At 72.2% G+C, this 22,665-nt stretch carries 20 protein-coding genes; 11 read left to right on the forward strand and 9 right to left on the reverse strand.

Translation table 11 applies throughout. The annotated features are described in order from the left end of the window. Window positions 1–123 precede the first annotated feature (123 nt). On the forward strand, window positions 124–1,182 hold the full coding sequence (locus ACZ49J_RS06915; protein WP_467452189.1) for a hypothetical protein: 1,059 nt from the start codon (window positions 124–126) through the stop codon (window positions 1,180–1,182). Between the two features lie 234 nt (window positions 1,183–1,416). On the opposite strand, the gene ACZ49J_RS06920 is transcribed toward ACZ49J_RS06915, so the two are convergent. The 5 genes from ACZ49J_RS06920 to ACZ49J_RS06940 form a co-directional block, all read right to left on the reverse strand. Next, the gene (locus ACZ49J_RS06920; protein WP_467452190.1) at window positions 1,417–1,695 is read right to left on the reverse strand and encodes a hypothetical protein; all 279 of its coding nucleotides are present in this window, start codon (window positions 1,693–1,695) and stop codon (window positions 1,417–1,419) included. Window positions 1,696–1,796: 101 nt separating this feature from the next. Then, window positions 1,797–2,486 carry a helix-turn-helix domain-containing protein gene (locus ACZ49J_RS06925; RefSeq protein WP_467452192.1) on the reverse strand — a complete coding sequence of 230 codons (690 nt, stop codon included), beginning with the start codon at window positions 2,484–2,486 and terminating at the stop codon, window positions 1,797–1,799. Window positions 2,487–2,504: 18 nt separating this feature from the next. Then, the gene (locus ACZ49J_RS06930; RefSeq protein ID WP_467452193.1) at window positions 2,505–3,575 is read right to left on the reverse strand and encodes a zinc-dependent alcohol dehydrogenase family protein; all 1,071 of its coding nucleotides are present in this window, start codon (window positions 3,573–3,575) and stop codon (window positions 2,505–2,507) included. Window positions 3,576–3,676: 101 nt separating this feature from the next. Then, a complete protein-coding gene (locus tag ACZ49J_RS06935; RefSeq protein ID WP_467452194.1) occupies window positions 3,677–4,690 on the reverse strand; it encodes a 2-hydroxyacid dehydrogenase in 1,014 nt (337 codons plus the stop codon). A 227-nt stretch (window positions 4,691–4,917) separates the two neighbouring features. Continuing rightward, window positions 4,918–5,427, reverse strand: coding sequence for a flavodoxin domain-containing protein (locus ACZ49J_RS06940; protein WP_467452196.1), 510 nt, complete (start codon window positions 5,425–5,427; stop codon window positions 4,918–4,920). A 259-nt stretch (window positions 5,428–5,686) separates the two neighbouring features. On the opposite strand from ACZ49J_RS06940, the gene ppk2 reads away from it, so the two are divergent. The 5 genes from ppk2 to ACZ49J_RS06965 all read left to right on the forward strand — a co-directional run bounded on the left by ppk2 (window position 5,687) and on the right by ACZ49J_RS06965 (window position 10,259). After that, a complete protein-coding gene (ppk2, locus tag ACZ49J_RS06945) occupies window positions 5,687–6,490 on the forward strand; it encodes a polyphosphate kinase 2 (RefSeq protein WP_467452197.1) in 804 nt (267 codons plus the stop codon). A 304-nt stretch (window positions 6,491–6,794) separates the two neighbouring features. Next, window positions 6,795–8,507 (forward strand): SulP family inorganic anion transporter, encoded by a 1,713-nt coding sequence (locus ACZ49J_RS06950; protein ID WP_467452198.1) that lies wholly within the window; start codon window positions 6,795–6,797, stop codon window positions 8,505–8,507. Between the two features lie 75 nt (window positions 8,508–8,582). After that, a complete protein-coding gene (locus ACZ49J_RS06955; protein ID WP_467452199.1) occupies window positions 8,583–9,248 on the forward strand; it encodes a nucleotidyltransferase family protein in 666 nt (221 codons plus the stop codon). Beyond that, complete coding sequence (locus tag ACZ49J_RS06960) at window positions 9,220–9,513, forward strand: hypothetical protein (protein WP_467452201.1); 294 nt, start codon at window positions 9,220–9,222, stop codon at window positions 9,511–9,513. Before ACZ49J_RS06955 ends, ACZ49J_RS06960 begins: the two co-directional genes overlap by 29 nt. Further along, window positions 9,510–10,259 carry a metallophosphoesterase family protein gene (locus ACZ49J_RS06965; RefSeq protein WP_467452202.1) on the forward strand — a complete coding sequence of 250 codons (750 nt, stop codon included), beginning with the start codon at window positions 9,510–9,512 and terminating at the stop codon, window positions 10,257–10,259. Before ACZ49J_RS06960 ends, ACZ49J_RS06965 begins: the two co-directional genes overlap by 4 nt. A gap of 89 nt (window positions 10,260–10,348) precedes the next feature. Here the strand turns inward: ACZ49J_RS06965 and ACZ49J_RS06970 are convergent, their stop codons facing one another. Further along, on the reverse strand, window positions 10,349–12,334 hold the full coding sequence (locus ACZ49J_RS06970) for an ABC transporter ATP-binding protein (RefSeq protein ID WP_467452282.1): 1,986 nt from the start codon (window positions 12,332–12,334) through the stop codon (window positions 10,349–10,351). Between the two features lie 273 nt (window positions 12,335–12,607). On the opposite strand from ACZ49J_RS06970, the gene ACZ49J_RS06975 reads away from it, so the two are divergent. The 3 genes from ACZ49J_RS06975 to ACZ49J_RS06985 all read left to right on the forward strand — a co-directional run bounded on the left by ACZ49J_RS06975 (window position 12,608) and on the right by ACZ49J_RS06985 (window position 18,033). Next, entirely contained in the window at window positions 12,608–13,588 is a 981-nt protein-coding gene (locus ACZ49J_RS06975) for a lysylphosphatidylglycerol synthase transmembrane domain-containing protein (RefSeq protein ID WP_467452203.1), read from the forward strand. Window positions 13,589–13,900: 312 nt separating this feature from the next. Then, on the forward strand, window positions 13,901–14,992 hold the full coding sequence (locus ACZ49J_RS06980; protein ID WP_467452205.1) for a mechanosensitive ion channel family protein: 1,092 nt from the start codon (window positions 13,901–13,903) through the stop codon (window positions 14,990–14,992). 821 nt (window positions 14,993–15,813) lie between these two features. Next, window positions 15,814–18,033, forward strand: a complete 2,220-nt coding sequence (locus ACZ49J_RS06985) for an NADP-dependent isocitrate dehydrogenase (protein WP_467452206.1) — start codon at window positions 15,814–15,816, stop codon at window positions 18,031–18,033. A 219-nt stretch (window positions 18,034–18,252) separates the two neighbouring features. On the opposite strand, the gene ACZ49J_RS06990 is transcribed toward ACZ49J_RS06985, so the two are convergent. Both ACZ49J_RS06990 and ACZ49J_RS06995 read right to left on the reverse strand, forming a co-directional pair. Beyond that, entirely contained in the window at window positions 18,253–18,498 is a 246-nt protein-coding gene (locus ACZ49J_RS06990) for a hypothetical protein (protein WP_467452207.1), read from the reverse strand. A 380-nt stretch (window positions 18,499–18,878) separates the two neighbouring features. Continuing rightward, window positions 18,879–19,049, reverse strand: coding sequence for a LacI family DNA-binding transcriptional regulator (locus ACZ49J_RS06995; RefSeq protein ID WP_467452209.1), 171 nt, complete (start codon window positions 19,047–19,049; stop codon window positions 18,879–18,881). Window positions 19,050–19,131: 82 nt separating this feature from the next. Between ACZ49J_RS06995 and ACZ49J_RS07000 the strand changes: the two genes are divergently transcribed. After that, the gene (locus tag ACZ49J_RS07000; RefSeq protein WP_467452210.1) at window positions 19,132–19,446 is read left to right on the forward strand and encodes a hypothetical protein; all 315 of its coding nucleotides are present in this window, start codon (window positions 19,132–19,134) and stop codon (window positions 19,444–19,446) included. Between the two features lie 5 nt (window positions 19,447–19,451). Then, window positions 19,452–21,263 (forward strand): alpha-L-fucosidase, encoded by a 1,812-nt coding sequence (locus tag ACZ49J_RS07005; protein WP_467452284.1) that lies wholly within the window; start codon window positions 19,452–19,454, stop codon window positions 21,261–21,263. A gap of 134 nt (window positions 21,264–21,397) precedes the next feature. Here the strand turns inward: ACZ49J_RS07005 and ACZ49J_RS07010 are convergent, their stop codons facing one another. Beyond that, entirely contained in the window at window positions 21,398–22,555 is a 1,158-nt protein-coding gene (locus tag ACZ49J_RS07010) for a substrate-binding domain-containing protein (RefSeq protein ID WP_467452211.1), read from the reverse strand. Window positions 22,556–22,665: the final 110 nt, after the last annotated feature.

Below are 22,665 nucleotides of genomic sequence, written 5' to 3' on the forward strand. Positions count from 1 at the left end.
CCGCCGCGCGATCTGGCCGCGGGTCCCGCAGGATGGTGCCGGTTGCCCTGTCGTGGAGGCCACTGAGGCAGTCCCTTCCCCTGAGCGGCAGAACGCCGCCCCGTTGTTCGATCAGGAGCCCGCATGGCTGTTATGACGGAGGAACTCGTGCCGGCGCTGGAGAACGCGCGCCAGGCTCACGTCGCCGTCCTGGACCGGTTCCGGGCCGACGCGCTGGTCACGCCGCCGGGGCCGTACCGGCACAAGCTCGAACGTCAGGCGGGCGAGGTGGAGGTCAGTCTGGAGCGCATCCAGCATCAGGTGCGCGACATGCGGCCCCAGGGATGGCTGGGTGCCGCGGCCGATCTGACGCGGTTCGTCTCACGGAGCGCGGCGCGCACGGCGATGCTGCCACTGACGGTCGGTGCGAAAGCCGTGGCGGGCATGCGGCCCGACAGGCACCCGGCGGGCGCACTCCAGCTGCTGAAGAACGCGGAGGTCGAGTACGCGGCCGCGGCGCGGGCACTGGCGGCGTGCAGGGCCGGGGAGGTCCTCGCCGAGCAGACCGCCGACGAGGCCACCGCGGAGCTGCTCGGTTCACTGCGCCGCCAGGACGAGGAACTGCTGCGGGAACTGGAGGACAGCCTCGTGGAGCAGGCACGCGCTGTCGCGGCGTCCACGATCGGTTTCGGGCCGGCCGAGAGCCGCGACGCGGGCCTGGTCGGATCGGCGGTGCGGACGGTGTGGACCGCTTTCGACCGGGTGCGGGACGTCGCCCTGCACGGTGGCCGGCGGCCCGTCGCAGACGCCGAGGACGCGGTGCGGGAAAGGCCGCAGCCCGGCCCCGTCGCCGAGGAGATCCTGGGAGCGGTCCGGCGGGAGGAGGACCTGCCGATTCCCGGGTACGGCCGGCTCAGCACGGACCAGATCCAGACGCGGTTGCCCACCTTGTCCCAGCTGGAACTGACCGTGATCGAGGGCTACGAGCGCGCACACGCCCAGCGGAAGACGGTTCTGGACACCATCGGGCAGCTGCGCGCGGAGGAGCCGTGGACCGGCTACGACGCCATGGACACGGGCGAGATCACCGCGAGCCTGCGGGACGCTCCCTCCAGCCAGGCCCGCCAGGTCCTGGAGTACGAACGGCGCCACCGCCGACGCCAGGAGGCCATCTCCGCCGCCGAGGCGCGCATCTCCTCCTGATCCTCGTGACCGCTCGGCCGCGCGCGGCCCACCGCGCTCCGGCGCGCGCTCGCCGCGGAGGACGGCTCGGCCGAGGGGTTCGCCGCCTTCCCCGGTGCGGCCCGGGTGACGACGGCGAAGCCGTCCGGCACCGCCCCGCCCTGCTACTCCGCGCAGGCCCCGGATCAGCGCGCCGGCGCCCAGCGCCCAGTTCACTCGACCACGCGCCGATGCGCGAGCCGCTCGCGGCGGGACTCACGGCTTCCACGCCGAACCCGGGCACGGGTGGGTCCGCGCCTGGGCCGTCGGCATGCCACTCGTACGCCCCTGGTCCAGCTCGACCACGTCGTGCACGGCTCCGGCCTGGCGGGCGTCTACGTCGGCGAGCGGCCCGTGCCGGCCCGGCCACAGGGCGGTCGTCGCGGTGCCGGCGGTGCTGACCGGCGCGGCGCCGCGGGCCGCGGCGGGGAGCGGCAGGGCGGGAAGGCCCGTACCCGCTTCTCGCGGATCCTGATTGCGCGGTGCGCGGCTCACGGACCGCTTCTCCGCGCCCTTCGCGGGGCCTTCCCGCCGCTTCCATCGAACCATCCCCCGCACGCCACCACCAGGGCCGTTCGGCCTTCCGGGTGGCCCCCTCAGGCCGTGATCCGGCGCCCGGTGACGACGAGCGGGTCGATGCCGATCCACACCTCGCGCTGTCCGCCCGCCCAGGGAGCGCTGTACACCCGGTCCGCGAGCAGGCGTACGGCGCCGGGATCGGTGACGGCCCGCGCCCGCCCCCGCACGAGCACGCTCCACCCCTGGCTGAAGGCGTCGTCGATGCGGTCGACCTCGAAGGCGACCTGGCGGCCCGACGCCTGGGAAGGTGCCGCCCCGGGCGCGGTCCTGAAGACGATGGCGCCGTCGACGACGCTGTAGTTGACGGGGACGATGACCGGTCCCGAGGACGTGGACACCGCGAGCCTGCCCACTCCGTGCGTACCGAGCAGCGCCCTGCACTCCTCCGCGCTCAGGTCGGTGAACCGAGGGTTCGCCGCGGCACGTCCGGGGCCGGGCGGAAGACCGGCGTGGCCGCCCCCCAGCTCCGTCACGGTGGTTTCCAGGACTCCCGCCAGCCTGAGCAGGGCGCCCGCGTCCGGCGCGGCACCGGGGTACTCCTCCAGGTAGCGGAGGTAGCTGGGAGCGATGCCCGCCCGGGTGGCGGCCTGCCTTCGGGTCAGGCCGAGTTCGGCGCGCCGCGCGGCGAGGCGGCGCCCGAGGTCACCGGGCGACGGTCCGTCGGCTGTGCCCCGCGTGTGCGAGGGTGCCTGTTCCTGGTCGGTCATGGCCCCTCACTCCCTCTGTCAGGCCGCCCGGACGGCGAGGACGTCGTGCTGCGGCTCGCCCAGCACCACCTTGAGCGCGCCCGTGTCGGCGGCGCCGGCGAAGACGTCGTACGCCTCCTCCATCTGGTCCAGCGGGAAGTTGTGGGTGACCAGCGACGAGGTGGGCAGCCGGCCGGCGGCGGCCATCCGGAGCAGGGTGGGCGTGGAGTAGGTGTCGACCAGGCCCGTGGTGATGGTGACGTTCTTGATCCACAGGTCTTCGAGGTGCAGCGTCGCGGGCTTTCCGTGCACGCCGACGTTGGCCACGTGTCCGCCGGGTCGCACCATGCGCGTGCACAGCTCGAAGGTCTCCGGCTCGCCGACCGCCTCGACGACCACGTCGGCGCCCAGCCCGTCGGTGAGGTCCGCGACGAGTTGCTCGGGACCCTCGCGGGCGTCGGCCACGGCGTCGGCGCCGAGCCGCTTGGCCGCGTCCAGCCGGGCGGGGGCCACGTCGACGGCGATGACGCGTTCCGGCGCGTACAGCTGGGCGGTGGCGGCGACGGCCAGTCCGATGGGACCGGCCCCGACGACAGCGACGGTGTCGCCGGGCTGCACGCGCCCGTTGAGCACGCCCACCTCGTAGCCGGTGGGGAAGATGTCCGCCAGCAGGACGGCGTCCTTGCTGTCCAGCGCGCCCGGCAGTGCGTGCACGGACATGTCCGCGTACGGCACGCGGACGTACTCGGCCTGCGTCCCGTCGATCATGTGGCCGAGGATCCAGCCCCCGCCGCCCCGGCACTGGCCGTACGTCCGCTCCCAGCAGAAGCGGCAGCGGCCGCACGCGGTGATGCAGGAGACGAGGACCCGGTCCCCCGGCCGCACGGTGTGCACGTCCCGGCCCGTCTCGACGATCTCGCCGACCGCCTCGTGCCCCAGGACCGTGCCGGGGCGGACCTCGGGCACGTCGCCCTTGAGGATGTGCAGGTCCGTGCCGCAGATGGTGACGACGTCGACGCGAACGATCGCGTCGGTGGCCTCCTTGATGGCGGGATCCGGAACGTCCTGCCAGGCGGACTGCCCCGGACCGTGGAAGACGAAGCCCTTCATGACGATCCCCACCTTGCGATGTGTGGGCTGTTCCTCATCTCCATAGTGACCGGCTCCGGGGAGGTTCGCCCGGGACCGGCCGGCCCCGGCGTCGCCCGTGCTCAGACCCGCGCGGGCTGGACGAGGGTGTTGTCGCCGGTGCGGCCGGCGAGGTAGTCCTCGACGTTGCGGGCGGTCGTCTCGACGATCTGCTCGACGGCGTCCCGGGTGAAGTACGCCTGGTGGGAGGTGACCAGCACGTTGTTGAAGGTCATCAGCCGGGCGAGGCGCTCGTCGGTCATCACCTCCAGGGACTTGTCGAGGAAGAAGAGCCCGGCCTCCTCCTCGTACACGTCAAGCCCGACGCCGCCGAGGCGCCCCGCGCGCAGGGTCTCCAGCAGGGCGTCGGTGTCGATGAGGCCTCCGCGGCTGGAGTTGATCAGGATCGCGTCGTCCTTCATCAGCGCCAGGGCTTCGGCGTCGACCAGGTGGTGGGTGTTCGACAGCAGCGGCACGTGCAGGCTGACCAGGTCCGCCTCGGCGAGCAGCCACTCGTGTTCGACGTACCGCATGCCGAGCGCAAGGCAGTCGGGGTTCTCGGTGATGTCCCAGCCCAGCAGCCGCATGCCGAACCCGTGGGCGATGCGGGCGAAGGCGGTTCCGATCCTGCCCGTACCCACGATCCCCGCGGTGCGGCCGTGCAGGTCGCGGCCCATCAGCCCGTCGAGCCGGAAGTCGAACTCCCGGGTCCGGTGGGCGGCCCGGACAATGCGGCGGTCGACGGCGAGCGCCAGGGCCCAGGCGAACTCGGCGACCGAGTACGGCGAGTAGGACGACACCCTGGCCACCGTCAGCCCCAGTTCCTCGGCCACCGTCAGGTCGATGTTGTTGAAGCCGGTGGCCCGCTGGGCGAGCATCCGCGTGCCGCCCGCGGCCAGCGTGCGCAGGACCTCGGCGTCGAGGGTGTCGTTGACCCCGCAGAGGACGACCTCGTACCCCTCGGCGGTCGGTGCGGTGTCCCGGTCCAGGAACAGCCCCAGGCAGCGCAGCCCGTGCCGGTCTCCGAACAACCGGTGGAACGCCGCCCGCAACAGTGGCTCCTCGTCCTTCAGTACGCCGTACGCGACGATCTCCACGTGTGCTGTCCTCCCTCTGGTCTTCCGGGCGGAGTGGTCACTTCTCCACCGTAGGGCGACGGGGGCGGAGGACCGCGGCGGCGGGGCCCTGCCCTCTGGGCGACGGACGCGCGGAGTGAAGGCGTGGACGCGACGGCCGTCGCCCCCTGAGCTTGGCGGGGGCGACGGCCGTCGCGCGAGGTCTCGCGCCCGGGCTCAGGACGGCACCTGGACCGCCCGGCCGGTGGTCACCTCCTCCCCGACACACCCGCGAGCTCCGCCCCGACGCGGGCGGCCCACGCCTCGATCGCGGGGAAGTCGCGGAAGTCGCCGCCCTTTCCGCTGCGGAGGATCATCCGCGCGACCCATCCCTTGGCGCCCTCCTCCAGGCATCCGCCGAAGGTGACGTGCTCCCTGGCGTCGAGTCGGTCCATGGCCCTCTTCACACCGGGTACGGGCGGGATGTCCCGTTCGGAGGCCGACGGGTCGAGCGGGCCGCTGCTGAACAGCCACAGCGGGCGCTGGGCCAGGTCGTGGCCGTGGCGGCGGACGAATCGGCGGGCGTCCTTGTGCCAGCGCCCGGCGTACAGTCCGCCACCGACCACCACGGCTTCGTACGGCGCCACGCTCCGCACGGTCCGGGCCGGGAGCGCCTCGGCCGTGAGTCCCTCCTTGCGCAGGACCTCCGCGATGGTTTCGGCGATCCGCGCGGTCGATCCGTTCGTCGTTCCGTAGGCGACCAGCACGTTGTCGGGCATGGCGGTCCGCCTCCTCTCAGCAGCGTGGTTGCCGCATGTCCAGTTTCCCTTCCCGCACTGCGAGCATCCAGCCGTACGCCGGGCCGCCCCATGGGCTGACCGGGGTCGATCCGAGGGCCGGGCGGCCCTGTTCCCCCGGCTCGGCGGCACGGCCGGGGACGCCCCGCCACGGTGCGTGGTCCGGCGCCGGTCAGTACGGTTCTGTTCAGGTGTTCGACCCTGGACGGGTTCCGTCGGGTCATCGAGCGGTGGAGGCGGCATGGCCGGCAAGGACGCGGCAAGGGTGCCGCGCAAGCTGTATGAGCGTGAACTGCTGCGGCTGCAGACGGAACTGGTGAAGCTGCAGGAGTGGGTGCGGGCGGAGGGGGCCCGGCTCGTCGTCGTCTTCGAGGGCAGGGACGCGGCCGGCAAGGGCGGCACCATCAAGAGGGTCTCCGAGCACCTCAATCCGCGGGTGGCCCGGACCGTGGCCCTCCCCAAGCCCACCGAGCGCGAGCGCACCCAGTGGTACTTCCAGCGGTACGTCGGGGAACTCCCGGCCGGCGGGGAGATCGTGCTGTTCGACCGCAGCTGGTACAACCGCGCCGGAGTCGAGCACGTGATGGGCTTCTGCACCAAGGAGGAGCACCAGCTGTTCCTGCGCCAGTGCCCGATCTTCGAGCGGATGCTGGTGGAGGACGGGATCCTGCTGCGCAAGTACTGGTTCTCGGTGAGTGACGAGGTGCAGCAGGAGCGGTTCCGGCAGCGGCTGGAGGATCCGACGAAGCGCTGGAAGCTCTCGCCCATGGACCTGGAGTCGATCACGCGCTGGGAGGCGTACTCCCGGGCCAAGGACGAGATGATGGTGCACACGGACATCCCCGAGGCACCGTGGTACGTCGTCGAGAGCGACGACAAGCGGCGCGCCCGGCTGAACATGATCGCGCACCTGCTCGGCACCGTGCCCTACCGCGAGGTGCCGCCGACCGTGCTCGACCTGCCGCCCCGCCCGCCCTCGACCGGCTACGAACGGACGCCGCGCGAGCTGCAGACGTACGTCCCCGATCACGCCGCGAACCTCTGAGCCGGTAGCCGGGGCGGAGCCCCGTACCCCGCTCCTCGAACTCCCCGGCCACCGCTGACAGGTGCCCCCAAGTCGCCGAAGCCTTCAGCCCGTCCGGCGTTCGGGGCCCTCCTCGGTGCGCCGGCCCCTCGGCACGCACGGGTGGTGCTCCGCTGCCGCGCTCCGCCCCGCGACGCGGGGGTTCGCGGTGCAGGGGTCGCAGGTCCCCGCCCTGGGCCGAACGACCCCTGGCCCGCACGGACAGCCGCGGTCACGCTGGGGGCCGCGTCGTCGGATCCTGCGACGACGTGCTGAAGGGAGACTCATGGACCGCAGCGCGGCCGGCCACGTACCGCTGTGGCGCCGCCTGGCCCCCGGGTTCGGCACGCTCCTCGGCTACCGGCGTTCGTGGCTCAGGGGTGACGTACTTGCCGGGGTGACGGTGGCCGCGTACCTCGTGCCCCAGGTGATGGCGTACGCCTCGGTGGCCGGGCTGCCGCCGGTCGCCGGGCTGTGGGCGATCCTGCCCGCGCTCGCCCTGTACGCCCTGCTCGGTTCCTCCCGGCTGCTCTCGGTCGGCCCCGAGTCGACGACCGCGCTGATGACGGCGACGGTGGTCGCTCCCCTGGCCGCCGGGGATCCGTCCCGGTACGCGACGCTGGCGGCCGCGCTCGCCGTCGTGGTCGGGCTGCTGTGCCTGGTGGCGTGGGCGGCGCGACTCGGCTTCGTCGCGGACATGCTGTCCCGGCCGGTGCTCATCGGGTATCTGGCGGGTGTGGCGCTGATCATGACGGCGGACCAGCTGCCCAAGCTCACCGGCGCCGACAGCACGGGCTCCGCGTTCTTCCCGCAGCTGTGGTCCTTCGTCCGGAACCTGCCCGACGTCCATCCGCCCACCGTCGTCCTCTCCGCCGTCGCGCTGGCCTTCCTCTTCGCCACCGCCCGGTACGTCCGCGCCGTGCCCGCCCCGCTCCTGGCCGTGGCGCTCGGTACGGCGGTGGTGGTCCTCCTCGGACTCGACGAGCGGCACGGCGTCAGGGTCGTCGGCGACATCGCGGCGGGCCTGCCCGGACTCGCCCGGCCGGACCTGACCGAGCTGCCGCGGCTGCTGCTGCCCGCGCTGGGCGTCCTGCTCGTCGGGTACACCGACTTCATCCTGACCGCACGGGCCTTCGCCGGCCGGGACGCGGACGCGACCGCCCTTGACGCCTCTCAGGAGTTCCTCGCGCTGGGCGCCGCCAACCTCGGGGCGGGGGCACTGCACGGCTTCCCGGTGAGCAGCAGCGCCAGCCGAACCGCGCTGGCCTCCTCGGCGGGCGCGCACAGCCAGGCGTACTCACTCGTCGCGGGCGCGGCCGTCCTGGCCGTGCTGCTCCTCCTCGGCCCGCTGCTGTCCCGCACCCCGTCGGCCGTGCTCGGGGCGCTCGTCGTCTACGCGGCCGTCCGCATGATCGACCTGGCGGGTTTCCGGCGGCTGGCCTCCTTCCGGCGCGGGGAACTGCTGCTGGCACTCGGCTGCCTCGCCGGGGTGCTGGCTCTGGACATCCTGTACGGGGTGCTGGTCGCCGTGGGTCTGTCCATCGCGGAGCTGCTGACACGGGTGGCCCGGCCGCACGACGCCGTCGAGGGCCTGGTTCCCGGCGTGGCCGGCATGCACGACGTCGACGACTATCCCGAGGCCCGTACGATCCCCGGCCTGCTGGTCTACCGCTACGACTCCCCGCTGTTCTTCGCCAACGCGGAGGACTTCCGGCGCCGGGCCCTGGCGGCCGTGGACGACCAGGAGGGCCCTGTGCGCTGGTTCGTCCTGAACACCGAGGCGAACGTGGAGGTCGACATCACGGCCCTCGACGCCGTCGACGCCCTGCGCCGCGAACTCACCGGCCGCGGCATCGTCTTCGCGCTCGCCCGCGTCAAACAGGACCTGCTGGACGACCTGAAGGCCTACGGCCTCGCGGACGCCGTCGGCGACGAACGGATCTTTCCCACCCTGCCGACGGCCGTGGCCGCGTACCGGACGTGGTCGCGCGGCCGTTAGGTGCCGTCTGCGGCCGTGTCCTCGTACAGCCCGTTCCGCCTGGCCGTCGGCGTTGATCGCACTATGGTGGGAGGCATGGAGACCCCGTTCGTCAAGGGGCGGAACGGCCGTCCGCCGGGTGACCTGGCCGAACCCGCCGACGAGCTCCCCCCGAACCGCACGCCGGCCATCCTGGAAGCGGCGAAGGAGGTCGCGGGGCTGCTCAAGGCCGGGGGACACAGGTTCGCGCTGGCGGGTGGTGTCGCCGTGTACGCCCACGGGGGCCCGGGGACGCTCCAGCACGACGTCGACTTCTGCGTGCTGCCCGAGGACACGGAGGCCGTCACCGCCACACTGGCCGCCGCGGGGCTGGAGGTGTTCGAGCCTCCGGAGGACTGGCTGCTGAAGTCCCGGTCCGAGGGGCAGGACGTCGATTTGATCTTCCAGCTGGCCCATGCCCCGGTGAGCCATGAGCTCCTGGACAGGGCGGAGGAGCTGTCGGTCGAGTCCGTGCGGATGCCGGTCCTGGCGGCGACCGACCTGCTGATCGGCCGTCTCAAGGCGTTCACCGAGCACTACTGCGACTTCGGGGCCGTGCTGCCGATCGCCCGGACCCTGCGGGAGAAGATCGACTGGCACCGGGTCCGGCGCGAGTGCGGCTCCGACCCCATGCCGGCCGCCTTCCTCTATCTGCTGGAACGCCTCCATGTGATCGAGCCGGAGGAGCACGGGCATGGCAGCAGGACACGGCACGGGACATGACGCCGGGGCCGGGCCCCCGGCGCACGGCGTCGAGTACCGCATCGCCCACCTGGAGGAGCGGCTCGCCCGGGACGAACTCGCCGAGCTCGGCATGCGGATCGAGGCCCACGGCGACACCGTGCACATCACCGGCACCGCGCCCACCGCCGGCCGGCGAGAGGCGGTTCTGCGTATCGCCGCGGAGGAACTGCCGGGCATGACCATCAGGGCCGACATCGCCCTGGCGGACGCTACCGCCCCCGACCATCCCGAGGAGCTGTCGTGATCCGGGTCGCGGCCGTCGGGGACATCCACATGGGGCCGGACAGCCGGGGCCTCCTCCGCCCGGCGTTCGACACCCTGCCGGAGCACGCCGACTTCCTGCTGCTCGCCGGGGACCTCACCCGGCGCGGCACCCCACAGGAGGCCCGGGTCGTCGCCGACGAGGTGGCGGGGCTGCCGGTGCCCGTCATCGCCGTCCTCGGGAACCACGACCACCACGCCGAGCGGCCCGACGACGTGACGGCCGTGCTGCGGGCGGCGGGCGTGACCGTCCTGGAGGGCGAGGGGACCGTGGTCGAGGCCGGCGGTGTCCGGGTGGGCGTCGCCGGGACCAAGGGGTTCGGAGGCGGCTTCGCCGGGCGCAGCGGCGGCGAGTTCGGCGAACCGGAGATGAAGGCCTTCGTCCGGCACAGCCGCCGGTGCGCGGACGGTCTGCGCCGCGCCCTCGACGGGCTGGCCCGGGACGGGTGCGCCGTCCGTATCGCGCTCACGCACTTCTCCCCCGTACCGGACACGCTGGTCGGGGAACCGCTGGAGATCTACCCGTTCCTCGGCAGTTATCTGCTCGCCGAGGCGGTGGACGAGGCGGGAGCCGACCTCGCCGTTCACGGTCACGCCCACCTGGGCAGCGAGCACGGAATCACGGACGGCGGAGTCCGGGTGCGGAACGTGGCGCAGCCGGTCATCCGGCGTGCCTTCGCCGTCTACCGGCTGCCCCTGGACGGCGAGGCGGAAGCGCACGGCGCGTAGGCGACAGCACGACGGCACCGTGCCCGCGTCGGGGCGCGGCCCGGCCTCCTCGGCCGACCGCGCCGCGCCGCCGCCCCCTCGTGCCCTGTCTACGCCGCGGCCTCCTCACGGGGAGTGATCGCCGTCGTGACGGGTGCGGGGCTCCCGGGGACGGGCGGGTGGTCGCCGTCCGCGCCCGCCCTCGGCCGTGGCCCGGTCCCGCCCCCCGTCTCGGCCTCGCCCGCGTGCTTCTCGAACTGGGTGCGGTACAGCTCCGCGTAGCGGCCGCCCGCCGCGAGGAGTTCCTCGTGCGTGCCGCGCTCCACGATCCGACCGGCCTCGATCACGAGGATCAGGTCGGCGGCCCGTACCGTCGACAGGCGGTGCGCGATGACCACGGCGGTCCGGCCCTCCAGGGCTTCGGCGAGGGCTTCCTGGACCGCCGCCTCGGAGGTGTTGTCCAGGTGGGCGGTGGCCTCGTCGAGGATGACGACGCGCTGGCGGGCGAGCAGCAGGCGGGCGATGGTCATGCGCTGGCGTTCGCCGCCGGAGAGCCGGTAGCCGCGCTCCCCGACGACCGTGTCCAGACCGTCGGGCAGGGAGCGTACGAGGGCGTCGAGGCGGGCGCGGCGCAGGACGTCCCACAGGTCGTCGTCCGTGGCGTCGGGGCGGGCCAGGAGCAGGTTGGCGCGTACCGAGTCGTGGAACAGGTGGCCGTCCTGGGTGACCATGCCGAGGGTCCGGCGCATCGACGCGGCGGTCAGGTCGCGGACGTCGACGCCGCCGATGCGGACGCTGCCGCTGTCGGTGTCGTACAGGCGGGGCAGGAGCTGCGCGATGGTCGACTTGCCCGCGCCGGACGAGCCGACGAGTGCCACGGTCTGCCCGGGTTCGGCGCGGAACGAGATGCCGTGCAGGACCTCGGCGCCGCCCCGGGTGTCGAGGGAGGCGACCTCCTCCAGTGAGGCGAGGGAGACCTTGTCGGCGGACGGGTAGCCGAAGCGGACGTCCTCGAACTCCACGGCGACCGGGCCGTCCGGCACCGCACGGGCGTCCGGCTTCTCCTCGATGAGCGGCCTGAGGTCCAGTACCTCGAAGACGCGCTCGAAGCTCACCAGGGCGCTCATGATCTCGACGCGTGCCCCGGCGAGCGCGGTGAGCGGCGCGTAGAGGCGGGTCAGCAGGAGGGCGAGGGAGACCACCGCGCCGGCTTCCAGGGTGCCGCGCAGCGCGAGCCAGCCGCCGAGGCCGTAGACCAGGGCGAGGGCCAGGGCCGACACCAGGGTGAGCGCGGTGATGAACGCCGACTGCGCCATCGCGGTCCGGACTCCGATGTCCCGCACCCGCCGGGCCCGCGCCGCGAACTCCGCGGACTCGTCGCCGGGGCGTCCGAAGAGCTTGACGAGGGTGGCGCCGGGGGCGGAGAAGCGCTCGGTCATGCGGGTGCCCATCGCGGCGTTGTGGTTCGCCGCCTCCCTCTGGAGTGCGGCCATGCGGCGGCCCATGCGCCGGGCGGGCACCACGAAGACCGGCAGCAGGACGAGGGCGAGCAGCGTGACCTGCCAGGACAGGGTGAGCATCACGGCGAGGGTGAGCAGCAGGGTCACGAGGTTGCCGACCACTCCGGACAGGGTGTTGCTGAACGCCCGTTGCGCGCCCATCACGTCGTTGTTGAGACGACTGACGAGCGCTCCCGTACGGGTACGTGTGAAGAACGCTACGGGCATGCGCTGCACATGATCGAACACAGCCGTGCGCAGATCCAGGATGAGGCTCTCGCCGAGCGTCGCCGACAGCCACCGGCCGAGCAGGCCGAGGCCCGCCTCGGCGAGCGCGATGAGGGCGATGAGCACGGCAAGGCGTACGACGACTCCCTGGTCGTGTCCGGACACGATGGCGTCCACGACGCGCCCCGCGAGCACCGGTGTGGCGACGGCGAGGAAGGCCGTCACCACGCTCAGCAGGACGAACTGCGCGATCCGGGGACGGTGCGGGCGGGCGAAGGCGGCGATGCGGCGCAGCGTCGCGCGGGCGAGAGGTCTGCCCTCCTGCGCGTTCATGACGCTGTGCAACTGGGTCCAGGCGGTGGTCTCCATGCTCATGGAGGCGACGGTAGAACCTCAAGCTTCCTTGAGGTCAAGCGCGTTTCGCGGGACTCCGCGGGCCTTCCGCGGGTACCGGCCGGTCTCGCGCACACCTCCGCCGCCCTTCCCCGGGCCTCCGCCGGCCGTCCTCCGGCTTCCATCGACCTTCCACCGGCTTCCGTCGGCCTCCCCCCGGCGTCCGCCGCCTCCCCTTGTCCGGAGCGTCAGCCGCTGTCCCCTCTGCTGCAACTCCCTGTTGGCGCGCGGCGGAGAACCTCTTCGAACGTGACAGCGGTACGACTCCCCCAGGGCCGTTCCGGAACCTCCGGCCGCGCCCCGCGTATCCCTCTCCGCCAGATCCTCTGCCTTCTCCCGCTCGTGCTCGTCCTGGTGGTGGCCGTACGCCACCGCGACGTGCTCGTGGAGGGGTTCGGGCACCTGGGGACGGCCCAGTGGCCGTGGCTCGTGGCGGCCGTGGGCGCGACCTGCCTCACCTGGGTCGCGGCGGCGGTCACCCGGCAGGGCGCGCTCGTCGAGCGGCTGCCCGCGCGCCGGCTGCTCGCCACGCAGTTCGCGGCGGGCGCGGCCAACCACCTGCTGCCCACCGGCCTCGGCGCGACGGCGGTCAACCTGCGCTTCATGACGGTGTGCGGGGTGTCCGTGGCCCGCTCCTCCGCCGCGCTCGCGCTCTACCTGCTGGCCGAGTCGATCGCCCGCGTCGGCCTGCTGCTCGCCCTGCTGCTGGCGTTCCCCGGCGCACTCCGGTTCGGCGCCCTGCTTCCGGACGCGGCGGCCGGCCCCCTGGTGCCGGCGGCGGGAGCCGTGCTCTGTGTCGCGGTGGCGGTCCTGGCCGCCGTACCACGGGTACGTACGGCCGCGGTGACCTTTCTGCGCACGGCGCTCACCGAGGCCCGTTCGGTGCACACCCGGCCGGCCCGTGTGCTCGCCCTCTGGGGCGGCTCGCTCTCCTTCCCCCTGCTCCAGGCCGCCGTACTGACCACCGTGGGGCTGGCGTTGGGCCTCGACGTGCCGGTGGCCCACATGGTCGTCGCGTATCTCGCCGCCACGGTCGCGGTCGCGCTGATCCCCACGCCGGGCGGCATCGGCTCCGTGGAGGCAGCGCTGGTGATCGCGCTGGTGGCTGCCGGTGGTCCGGTGGCCGTGGCGACGGCGGTGGTGCTGGCGTTCCGGATCATCACGGTGTGGCTGCCGCTGCTGCCGGGGGCGTTGACGCTGGGGGCGCTCGTCCGCCTGAAGGTGATCTGAACGGTGCGCGCGGGGCCGTCGGCGGGCACGGGCGGGGCCGGGACCGCGGGAATCCCGGGCCGCGCCGCGGGACCGTATGCCCTCGTACGCCGCGATGAGTACTGATGCGAGATACACGTACGACGTCAGTGGCCGGTTAGCGCAGGTCTTGTGACGGATGGCCACCCGCATGGGGCAGGATGAGCGGTCGCGCCCGCCTTCGTACACACATCCGGGCGTGATCGTGCAGACCGGAATTCGAGCAGGTGGCAAGGTGACGACACATCACATCCGGCCCGTGGGCCGTTCCCCGCGTCCTTCGGGAGGCGACCGATGAACCGGGACCTCACGCTCGACGACCTCGTGATGGCCGGAGTGGCCCTGGCCGCGGGCCTGTTGCTGGCGTTCCTGCTGCGCATGCTGCTGCGGTGGCTCGGCAGGCACGCGACGCGCACGCGCTGGAACGGTGACGACGTCATCGTCGACGCGCTGCGCGCGCTGGTGCCCTGGGGGGCGATCGTCGGTGGCGCGGCGGCCGCGGCGGCGGTGCTTCCGCTGACCCGGACGGTCGGGCACAACGTCAACCAGGCGCTGACCGTGCTGCTGATCTTCGTGGTGACGATCACCTCGGCCCGCCTGATCGCCGGGCTGGTGCACACGCTCACGCAGTCCCGTTCCGGGGTCGCGGGATCGGCCACGATCTTCGTCAACATCACGCGGGTCGTGGTGCTGGCCATCGGCTTCCTCGTGGTGCTCCAGACGCTGGGCATTCCCATAGCCCCGCTGGTGACCGCTCTGGGTGTGGGCGGTCTCGCGGTGGCGCTGGCGCTGCAGGACACCCTCGCGAACCTGTTCGCGGGGATCCACATCCTGGCCTCGAAGACGGTGCAGCCCGGTGACTACATCCGGCTGAGCAGTGGCGAGGAGGGCTACGTCACCGACATCAACTGGCGTCAGACGACGATCAAGGAGCTCTCCAACAACCTGGTCATCATCCCCAACGGTCAGCTGGCCGGCACGAACATGACCAACTTCAACCGGCCCGAGGAGGAGATGACCCTCCTCGTCCAGGTGGGAGTGGGGTACGACAGCGACCTGGAGCACGTGGAGCGGGTGACCGAGGAGGTCGTGGCCGAGGTGATGACGGAGATCTCCGGGGCCGTGCCCGACCACGAGCCGGCCGTCCGCTTCCACACCTTCGGTGACTCGCGCATCGGCATGACGGTCATCCTGGGTGTGGGCGAGTTCAGCGACCAGTACCGGATCAAGCACGAGTTCATCAAGCGGCTGCACAAGCGGTACCAGACGGAGGGCATCCGCATTCCGGCTCCGCGGCGCACGGTAACGGTCCAGCAGCCGGGTGCGGTGGGGATTCCCCACCAGCGGGATGCGGTGACGGCGGAGGTGAGCGAGGTGGCGCCGTAGGGGTTGCGCGGTTCCTCCTCGCCCCCGCCGCCCCTACCCGTCCCGTCCCCAGGGGCGCTGCCCCTTCGACCCCGCCGGGGCTCCGCCCCGGACCCCGTTCTCGGGGACCAGCCCCCGCACCCTGTTCTCGGGGGCCGACCCCCGAACCCTGTTCTCGGGGGCCAGCCCCCGGACCCCGTTCCCGGCGACCGACCCCCGAACCCTGTTCTCGGGGGCCAGCCCCCGGACCCCGTTCCCGGCGACCGACCCCCGAACCCTGTTCTCGGGGGCCGACCCCCGGACCCCGTTCTCGGGGGCCAGCCCCCGCACCCTGTTCTCGGGGACCGACCCCGGACCCCCTTCTCGGGGACCGACCCCGGACCCCCTTCTCGGGGACCGACCCCGAACCCTGTTCTCGGGGACCGACCCCGAACCCTGTTCTCGGGGACCGACCCCCGAACCCCCTTCTCGGGGACCGACCCCGAACCCTGTTCTCGGGGACCGACCCCCGAACCCCCTTCTCGGGGCCCAGCCCCCGCACCCTGTTCCCGGGGACCGACCCCGGACCCGCTCCTCAAACGCCGGAGGGGCTGGATTCTTCGCCGGCCGGGGCTTTGATTTGCAGCCCGTCCGGCGTATGAGGACGAGGCCGAAGGCCGACAGCGGGGGTCTGGGGGCGCAGCCCCCAGGGATGGGACGGGTAGGGGCGGCGGGGGCGACAACCCTCCAGGCCGGCCCCCGCCCCACCCTCGTCCCCAGAGATACCGCACCCCTGTCGAGACCAGGTCCGCCACGAGATATCTTGATGTCGAGCAATGTTGCAGACGTGGAGCGGAGCACCGGTGACTGACTCGACCATCATCTACACGCACACTGACGAGGCGCCCGCCCTGGCGACCTACTCCTTCCTGCCGGTGATCCAGGCGTACGCCGGCCAGGCCGGAGTCGCCGTCGAGACCCGTGACATCTCGCTGGCCGGGCGCATCATCGCCGTCTTCCCCGAGTACCTCGAAGAGGGCCAGCGCATCCCGGACGCCCTCGCGGAGCTGGGCGAGCTCGCCAAGACCCCCGAGGCGAACATCATCAAGCTGCCCAACATCTCGGCCTCGATCCCGCAGCTGAAGGCCGCGATCGCCGAACTCCAGGGCCAGGGCTACGCGCTGCCGGACTATCCGGACGACCCGAAGACCGACGAGGAGCGCGAGATCCGCGCCCGCTACGACAAGGTCAAGGGCTCCGCCGTGAACCCGGTCCTGCGTGAGGGCAACTCCGACCGCCGCGCCCCGGCCTCGGTGAAGAACTACGCCAAGTCCCACCCGCACCGCATGGGCGCCTGGAGCCCGGAGTCGAAGACGAACGTCGCCACCATGGGCGTGGACGACTTCCGCTCCACCGAGAAGTCCGTGGTGATCCCCGAGGACGGCACCCTGCGCATCGAGCTCAAGGGTGACGACGGCTCCACCACGGTTCTGCGTGAGTCCGTACCGGTGCTGGCCGGCGAGGTCGTCGACGCCTCCGTGATGCGCGTCGCCGCGCTGCGCGAGTTCCTGACCGCGCAGGTCGCCCGGGCCAAGGCTGAGGGCGTGCTGTTCTCCGTGCACCTGAAGGCCACGATGATGAAGGTCTCCGACCCGATCGTCTTCGGTCACGTGGTGCGCGCCTTCTTCCCGAAGACGTTCGCGAAGTACGGCGAGGTGCTCGCCAAGGCCGGCCTGACCCCGAACGACGGCCTCGGCGGCATCTACAAGGGCCTGGAGTCGCTCCCCGAGGGCGCCGAGATCAAGGCCTCCTTCGACGCCGAGCTCGCCGAGGGCCCGGAGCTCGCGATGGTCGACTCGGACAAGGGCATCACCAACCTGCACGTCCCGTCCGACGTGATCGTCGACGCCTCCATGCCGGCCATGATCCGCACCTCCGGCCACATGTGGGGCCCGGACGGCCAGGAGGCCGACACCCTCGCGGTCCTGCCGGACTCCAGCTACGCGGGCGTCTACCAGGCCGTGATCGACGACTGCCGCGCCAACGGCGCCTACGACCCGTCCACCATGGGCTCGGTGCCGAACGTCGGCCTCATGGCGCAGAAGGCCGAGGAGTACGGCAGCCACGACAAGACCTTCGAGATCCCCGTCACGGGCACGGTCCGCCTGGTCGACCAGAACGGCGACGCCGTCATCGAGCAGACCGTCTCCGCAGGTGACATCTTCCGCGCCTGCCAGACCAAGGACGCCCCGATCCGCGACTGGGTGAAGCTGGCCGTCACCCGCGCCCGCGCCACCGGCGACCCGGCGGTCTTCTGGCTGGACGAGACCCGCGCCCACGACGCCAACCTGATCGCCAAGGTCAACCAGTACCTGCCGGAGCACGACACCGAGGGCCTGGAGATCAAGATCCTGTCCCCGGTCGAGGCGACCAAGCTGTCCGTGGAGCGCATCCGCCGCGGCGAGAACACCATCTCCGTCACCGGCAACGTGCTGCGCGACTACCTGACCGACCTGTTCCCCATCCTGGAGCTGGGCACCAGCGCCAAGATGCTGTCGGTCGTCCCGCTGATGGCGGGCGGCGGCCTGTTCGAGACGGGCGCGGGCGGCTCCGCCCCGAAGCACGTCCAGCAGCTGGTCAAGGAGAACTACCTGCGCTGGGACTCCCTCGGTGAGTTCTTCGCCCTGGTGCCGTCCCTGGAGCAGTACGCCAAGCTCACCGGGAACAGCCGCGCGCAGGTCCTGGCCGACACCCTCGACCGCGCCACGGCGACCTTCCTCAACGAGGACAAGTCCCCGACCCGTCGCGTCGGCGGCATCGACAACCGCGGCAGCCACTTCTACCTGTCCCTGTACTGGGCCCAGGAGCTGGCCAGGCAGACCGACGACGCGGACCTGGCCAAGGCCTTCGCCGCGTTCGCCGAGACGCTCACCGCGAACGAGCAGACGATCGTGGACGAGCTGATCGCCGCCCAGGGCAAGCCGGCCGACATCGGCGGCTACTACCAGCCCGACCCGGCCAAGGCCGCGGCGGTCATGCGCCCGTCGGCGACCTGGAACGAGACGCTGGCGTCGCTCGCCTGACGCATCCGCCGGCACCACCGGCACGCACCACCGCGGACCACGGATCCGCGCCTCGGCCGCCCCGACCGGAAGCCTTTCCGGCCGGGGCGGCCCCATGTTTTCCGTCCCCGGCCCGTGAACGGCCCCCGCCTTTCTTCCTCGTCCTGCCCGGGCTGCCGCTGGTCATCGTCCTCGCCGGGTATCTGCGGGGCCGTGGAGGGCCGTTCGCGGTGGCGCTGGTCATCGGGCTGACCGGTTGGGCCTGGGGAGCCCGCTCCAGGCGTGTGCAGACGCTGTCGCTGCGGAAGAGCCCACCAGCAGTCCGTCCAGGGCGTGCCCGTCGACGAGGCTCCGCACGAGGGGCCGGATGTCCTGCTCGTGCCCGTAGGTGACCCACTTCAGCGAGATCCCGGACAGCGGCTCGACGGCCTCCTCGAAGACCCCGCGGCGGCTTGCGTGCACGACAAGTCCGATGGACGAACTCACGTGCGCCACCCTTCACGAACGTGGTCCTGAGTCGTCGTCCCCGCTCCGCCACGGGACATCTGTGCGGCGGCCCCCGGATGCGTGGCGGTGGTCGGCGATCGCTGGGACCGGCTGCGAGTGGCGTGCCGCGAGCGCGCCGGACGTCCATGGAGCGGTCGGCCTGTGCGGTGACGACGCCCAGGGTGACAGCTCGCAGCACGTGCGGCGCTCGCGAGCGCTTGCCCGGCTGCGAGATCATCGTCGTCCTCCAGTCCCGATGCATCCTCTCCTCGAGACATCGGGTGTATCGGCGAACCCAAGCAGGCTTTCCCCACCTGTCAATGGCGTCGTCCAGGACCTTCACGGCGACCTGCGCGCCCGTACCCGTCGTCGCGGCCGGGTCACCGTGACGGCGGCCATCTCGTCGAGCCGCCGTACTGCCGCAGCAGACGCCCTACCCGCTCCCGCGTGTCCGCCGATACATCTGAACTCCCATGCAGGACCTTGGAGACCGTCGGCATGGAGACCACCGTCTCGCCGGCGATCAGCGCCAGCACCCTTCGCCTCGCCACTACGCAACTCTCCTTGATCCCCTCCGAGTTCAGACAGCGAAGGGGCACAGAGGCAACCGGCGGGAGTCCTTGACGACATCCGATGTTTCTCTTACGTTACGGCCAATCGGCCGAAGTCGCGAAAGCTTGCGCAGAGTTCGCCCCGCACAGCACGCACCGCACCGCACGCACCGTCTCCACGGGCTCGTCCCGGCCCCGCACGGTCCGCACGCCGCACAGCCGCACGCCGTTCTCCGCCGCCGCTCTGCCCTTCGCCCCCGACCTGTACGCCCCCGAGGCCTGGGCCGGCGCCGCCCGGTACGCGGGGATGCGGTACACGGTCCTGACCTGGCCCACACGCCCCAGAGCCACGTACCCGCCCAAGCCCACCCGTCCCCGACACCTCCAGGAGTCGTGACCACCATGTCCGCGATGAACCGACGCGGCTTCCTCGCCTCCGCCGTCGCCGTCTCCGCCGCCGTCACCCTCGGCGGCGCCCTCGGCTCCCTCCCCGCGTACGCCGCGGCCCCCACCCACCACCGAGGCCGTGGCTGGCTGCGGGACGCGCGCATCGGCCTGTTCCTGCACTGGGGCATGCGCACCATCCCCGAGTACACGGACGTCGAGGCGTGGGAGGCGCGCGTCACCGGGGACGGCTGGAACGCCGGCTACTGGGTCGACGAGGCGGTCAAGCTGCACGCCTCGTACCTGGTCCTCGCCTCGTTCCACTCCAGGCTCGGCTATGCCCGCACCTGGCCGTCCCGCATCCCCGGCTCGCCCCGCACCCGGCGCGACTTCCTGGGCGAGCTGATCGCCGCCGCCAAGGCCAAGGGCCTCAAGGTCGTCCTCTACATGACGGACGACCCGCAGTGGCACGACGAGTCCGGCTTCGAGTACCTCGACTCGGCCGCGTACTCCGCCTACAAGGGCCAGTCGGTCGACCTGACGACGCGCGACGGCTTCGGCATGTTCTCCTACGACAACTTCGTCGAGGTCATGGCCGACTACCCGGACCTCGCCGGGTTCTGGATCGACAACGACAACGCGTACTGGGAACGCAACGGCCTCTACGAGCGGATCCGCCGCGAGCGTCCGGAGATGACGCTCAGCAACAACAACGAGGACACCCCGATCATGGACATGGTCAGCCATGAGCAGAAGAGCGGGATGCTGCCGGACTACGACTACGCGGCGGCCACCTGGACTCCGCTGCCGCGCCTGGCGGAGGGCTGCTTCACGATCGCGGGACGCTGGTGGTACAACGGCACGGACAACGCGGTCAACGAGGCCCTCACCTTGCGCCGCATCATCTCCAACTGCGGTGCGTCCATACGGTCGTTGGTGGCCGAGGGGGCACAGCACGGCGGCCGGTTCCCGGCGCGGACCGAGGCGTTCAACAACACCGCGAAGACATGGCTCGACGGTGTGTGGGGCTCGCTAGGGGGGACGGAGGGCGGCGGCTACCTGTACGGCGGGCTGCAGCCCGGCTGGATCCCCGACGGCGGGTTCGTCACGGTCACCGTCGACAGGGACGACCCGGCCACGCAGTACCTGCACATCACCACCCGCCCGTCCGGTGACACGGTCAGGGTCCGGGACAACGCCCACACGGTGCGGCGCGTCGAGGACTTCCGCACCGGGCGCCGGCTCGCCTTCGAGCAGCGGGACGGGTATCTCACCGTCTCGGGCATCACGCGCTGGGACGCCTACGACACCGTCCTGAAGATCCGCACCGCACCGCGCCGCACCGGCCTGATCCCGCCCGCCGAGATCACGGCGACCGCGACGAGCTCCGCGTCCGGTCACCCCGCGGCGAACCTGGTCGACGGCGACTTCACGACGTACTGGGACGCGGGCGACACGATTCCGGTGTCCGTGACGCTGGACGTGGGCAGAGTGCGGCACCTGGCGTACCTGGCGATCAACCAGCGGGAGTGGTCGCCGACGCAGAACCGGGAGACGTTCGGCCGCAAGGAGGACTCCGCCCGCATCAAGGACTACCGCGTGTCCGTCAGCGACGACGGCGTGGCATGGAGTCAGGAGCCGACAGCCGCAGGGGTGTTGGAGAGCGCGAAGGGCGTCCGCTTCATCGGTCTCGGGGTGCGCTGCCGGTACGTACGGCTCGACGTCGACTCCACGTGGGCGGCCGAAACGGTGCCCGCCTTCCACCGCAAGCTGCGCATCGACCACATCGGCGTGGCCACGCACCACCCGGGAGGAGGCGCCCGTGTCTGAGGAACCCGGCCCGGCGCGGCTTGAGGCCCGGTTCGCCCAGGCCTCAGCTGGAGGTCCGTGAGACCGGCGGGCCGGCCATGGCCGGCCCGCACCGCCGGCCGAACCCGACCAGGCCCCGCCGGCAGTCGGTGCGGCTACTTGTTCCAGATCGTGCGGTAGGCCTCGCGGTAGCCCTCGGCGTCCCAGGACAGCGCGCCGCCACTGTTGGCGGCGGTGCTGATGTGGACGGGCGCGACGTATCCGCTGGCCGGCTTTCCGGCGAAGGCACGGTTGAACTCGTCGATGATCTGCCACCCCTGCTCGGACAGCGGCTCGGGGACGGTGGCCGCCTGGAACTGTCTGCCGTTGATGCGCTCGAAGGCCGACGGGTCGCCGTCGCCGGCGCCGATGTTGTACGGGGCGCCGTCCCCGTCCTTGCCGTTGGCGCGCAGGGCCGCGGCGGCGTGGTCGAAGTACAGGTCGTTGATGGCGGCGGAGTAGGTCCACTTGCCGCGGAAGCGGGACAGGAGGGAGGAGACCGCCTTGATGGTGCGGCTGTTGGCCTGGGGGATGGGGATGTCCTCGTAGCTGAGCAGACGGATGTCGGAGCAGGTGGCGAGTTCCTTCTTGATCAGGTCGGACTTGCGCTTGGCGAAGGGTATGGACGCGTCGGTGAACAGGACGACGCCCGCGCGGCCCTCCGACCGGGCGATGATCCAGTCGGCACTGATCTTCGCGACGTCCTCGACCCTGGTGGTGATGTTGCTGAAGAGCTCGGGGTCCTCGCTGGGGCCGGGGGCGGCGACGGCGTGCCAGCCGATCAGCGGGATTCCGGCGAGCCGGGCCCGCTCGACCTGGCGGGCGGTGGACTTCGGGTCGAAGCCTCCGATGACGATCCCGGAGGGTTTGAGCGCGAGCGCCTCGTCGAAGGCCTCACGGATGCCGGCGGGCGTGCCCTGTCCGTTGATGGTGTGCACGTCCCAGCCGATGACCTGCGCTGCTTCCCGGACCCCCTGGGCCACGCCGGCGACACCGGGGTTCGTCAGGGTCTGGGCGATGTAGACGACGGTCCTGTCGGGGACGGCCCTGGGGCCGGTGGTGGGGCCGCTCCAGGGGGCGTTGACGTCCTCCGCCTTCTTGACGACCCGCTTCGCCTTGGCGAGGACGGTGGGGCAGCCGGGCTCCGCGGACGACTCGGGGGAACCGGCGCTGGACGCGGTGCCGCTGGAACCGCCCTCGCAGCCGGCCATCGCGGTGGCGGTCAGCGCCAGCAGCGCGGCGGCCGCCACGGCGGCCTTGCGGGTGTGGTGCACGGGGTCTCCTCACAGGGCGCGAGAGGTACGGGGGCTTGCGTGGGGGAGGAGAGGGACGGGTCTCGGGTGGCGACGGTCCCGGCGCACGGCCCGGCGTCAGGGCGACCGGG

The organism is Streptomyces sp. NPDC030840, from assembly GCF_055572015.1.

Coding starts and splice junctions, on each gene's coding strand:
- ACZ49J_RS06950 (WP_467452198.1), top strand. CDS start 6,795: ATGGACCGCAGCGCGGCCGGCCACGTACCGCTGTGGCGCCGCCTGGCC.
- ACZ49J_RS07005 (WP_467452284.1), top strand. CDS start 19,452: ATGTCCGCGATGAACCGACGCGGCTTCCTCGCCTCCGCCGTCGCCGTC.
- ACZ49J_RS06925 (WP_467452192.1), bottom strand. CDS start 2,486: ATGACCGACCAGGAACAGGCACCCTCGCACACGCGGGGCACAGCCGAC.
- ACZ49J_RS06960 (WP_467452201.1), top strand. CDS start 9,220: ATGGCAGCAGGACACGGCACGGGACATGACGCCGGGGCCGGGCCCCCG.
- ppk2 (WP_467452197.1), top strand. CDS start 5,687: ATGGCCGGCAAGGACGCGGCAAGGGTGCCGCGCAAGCTGTATGAGCGT.
- ACZ49J_RS07000 (WP_467452210.1), top strand. CDS start 19,132: ATGTTTCTCTTACGTTACGGCCAATCGGCCGAAGTCGCGAAAGCTTGC.
- ACZ49J_RS06980 (WP_467452205.1), top strand. CDS start 13,901: ATGAACCGGGACCTCACGCTCGACGACCTCGTGATGGCCGGAGTGGCC.
- ACZ49J_RS06930 (WP_467452193.1), bottom strand. CDS start 3,575: ATGAAGGGCTTCGTCTTCCACGGTCCGGGGCAGTCCGCCTGGCAGGAC.
- ACZ49J_RS06955 (WP_467452199.1), top strand. CDS start 8,583: ATGGAGACCCCGTTCGTCAAGGGGCGGAACGGCCGTCCGCCGGGTGAC.
- ACZ49J_RS06940 (WP_467452196.1), bottom strand. CDS start 5,427: ATGCCCGACAACGTGCTGGTCGCCTACGGAACGACGAACGGATCGACC.
- ACZ49J_RS06915 (WP_467452189.1), top strand. CDS start 124: ATGGCTGTTATGACGGAGGAACTCGTGCCGGCGCTGGAGAACGCGCGC.
- ACZ49J_RS06970 (WP_467452282.1), bottom strand. CDS start 12,334: ATGGAGACCACCGCCTGGACCCAGTTGCACAGCGTCATGAACGCGCAG.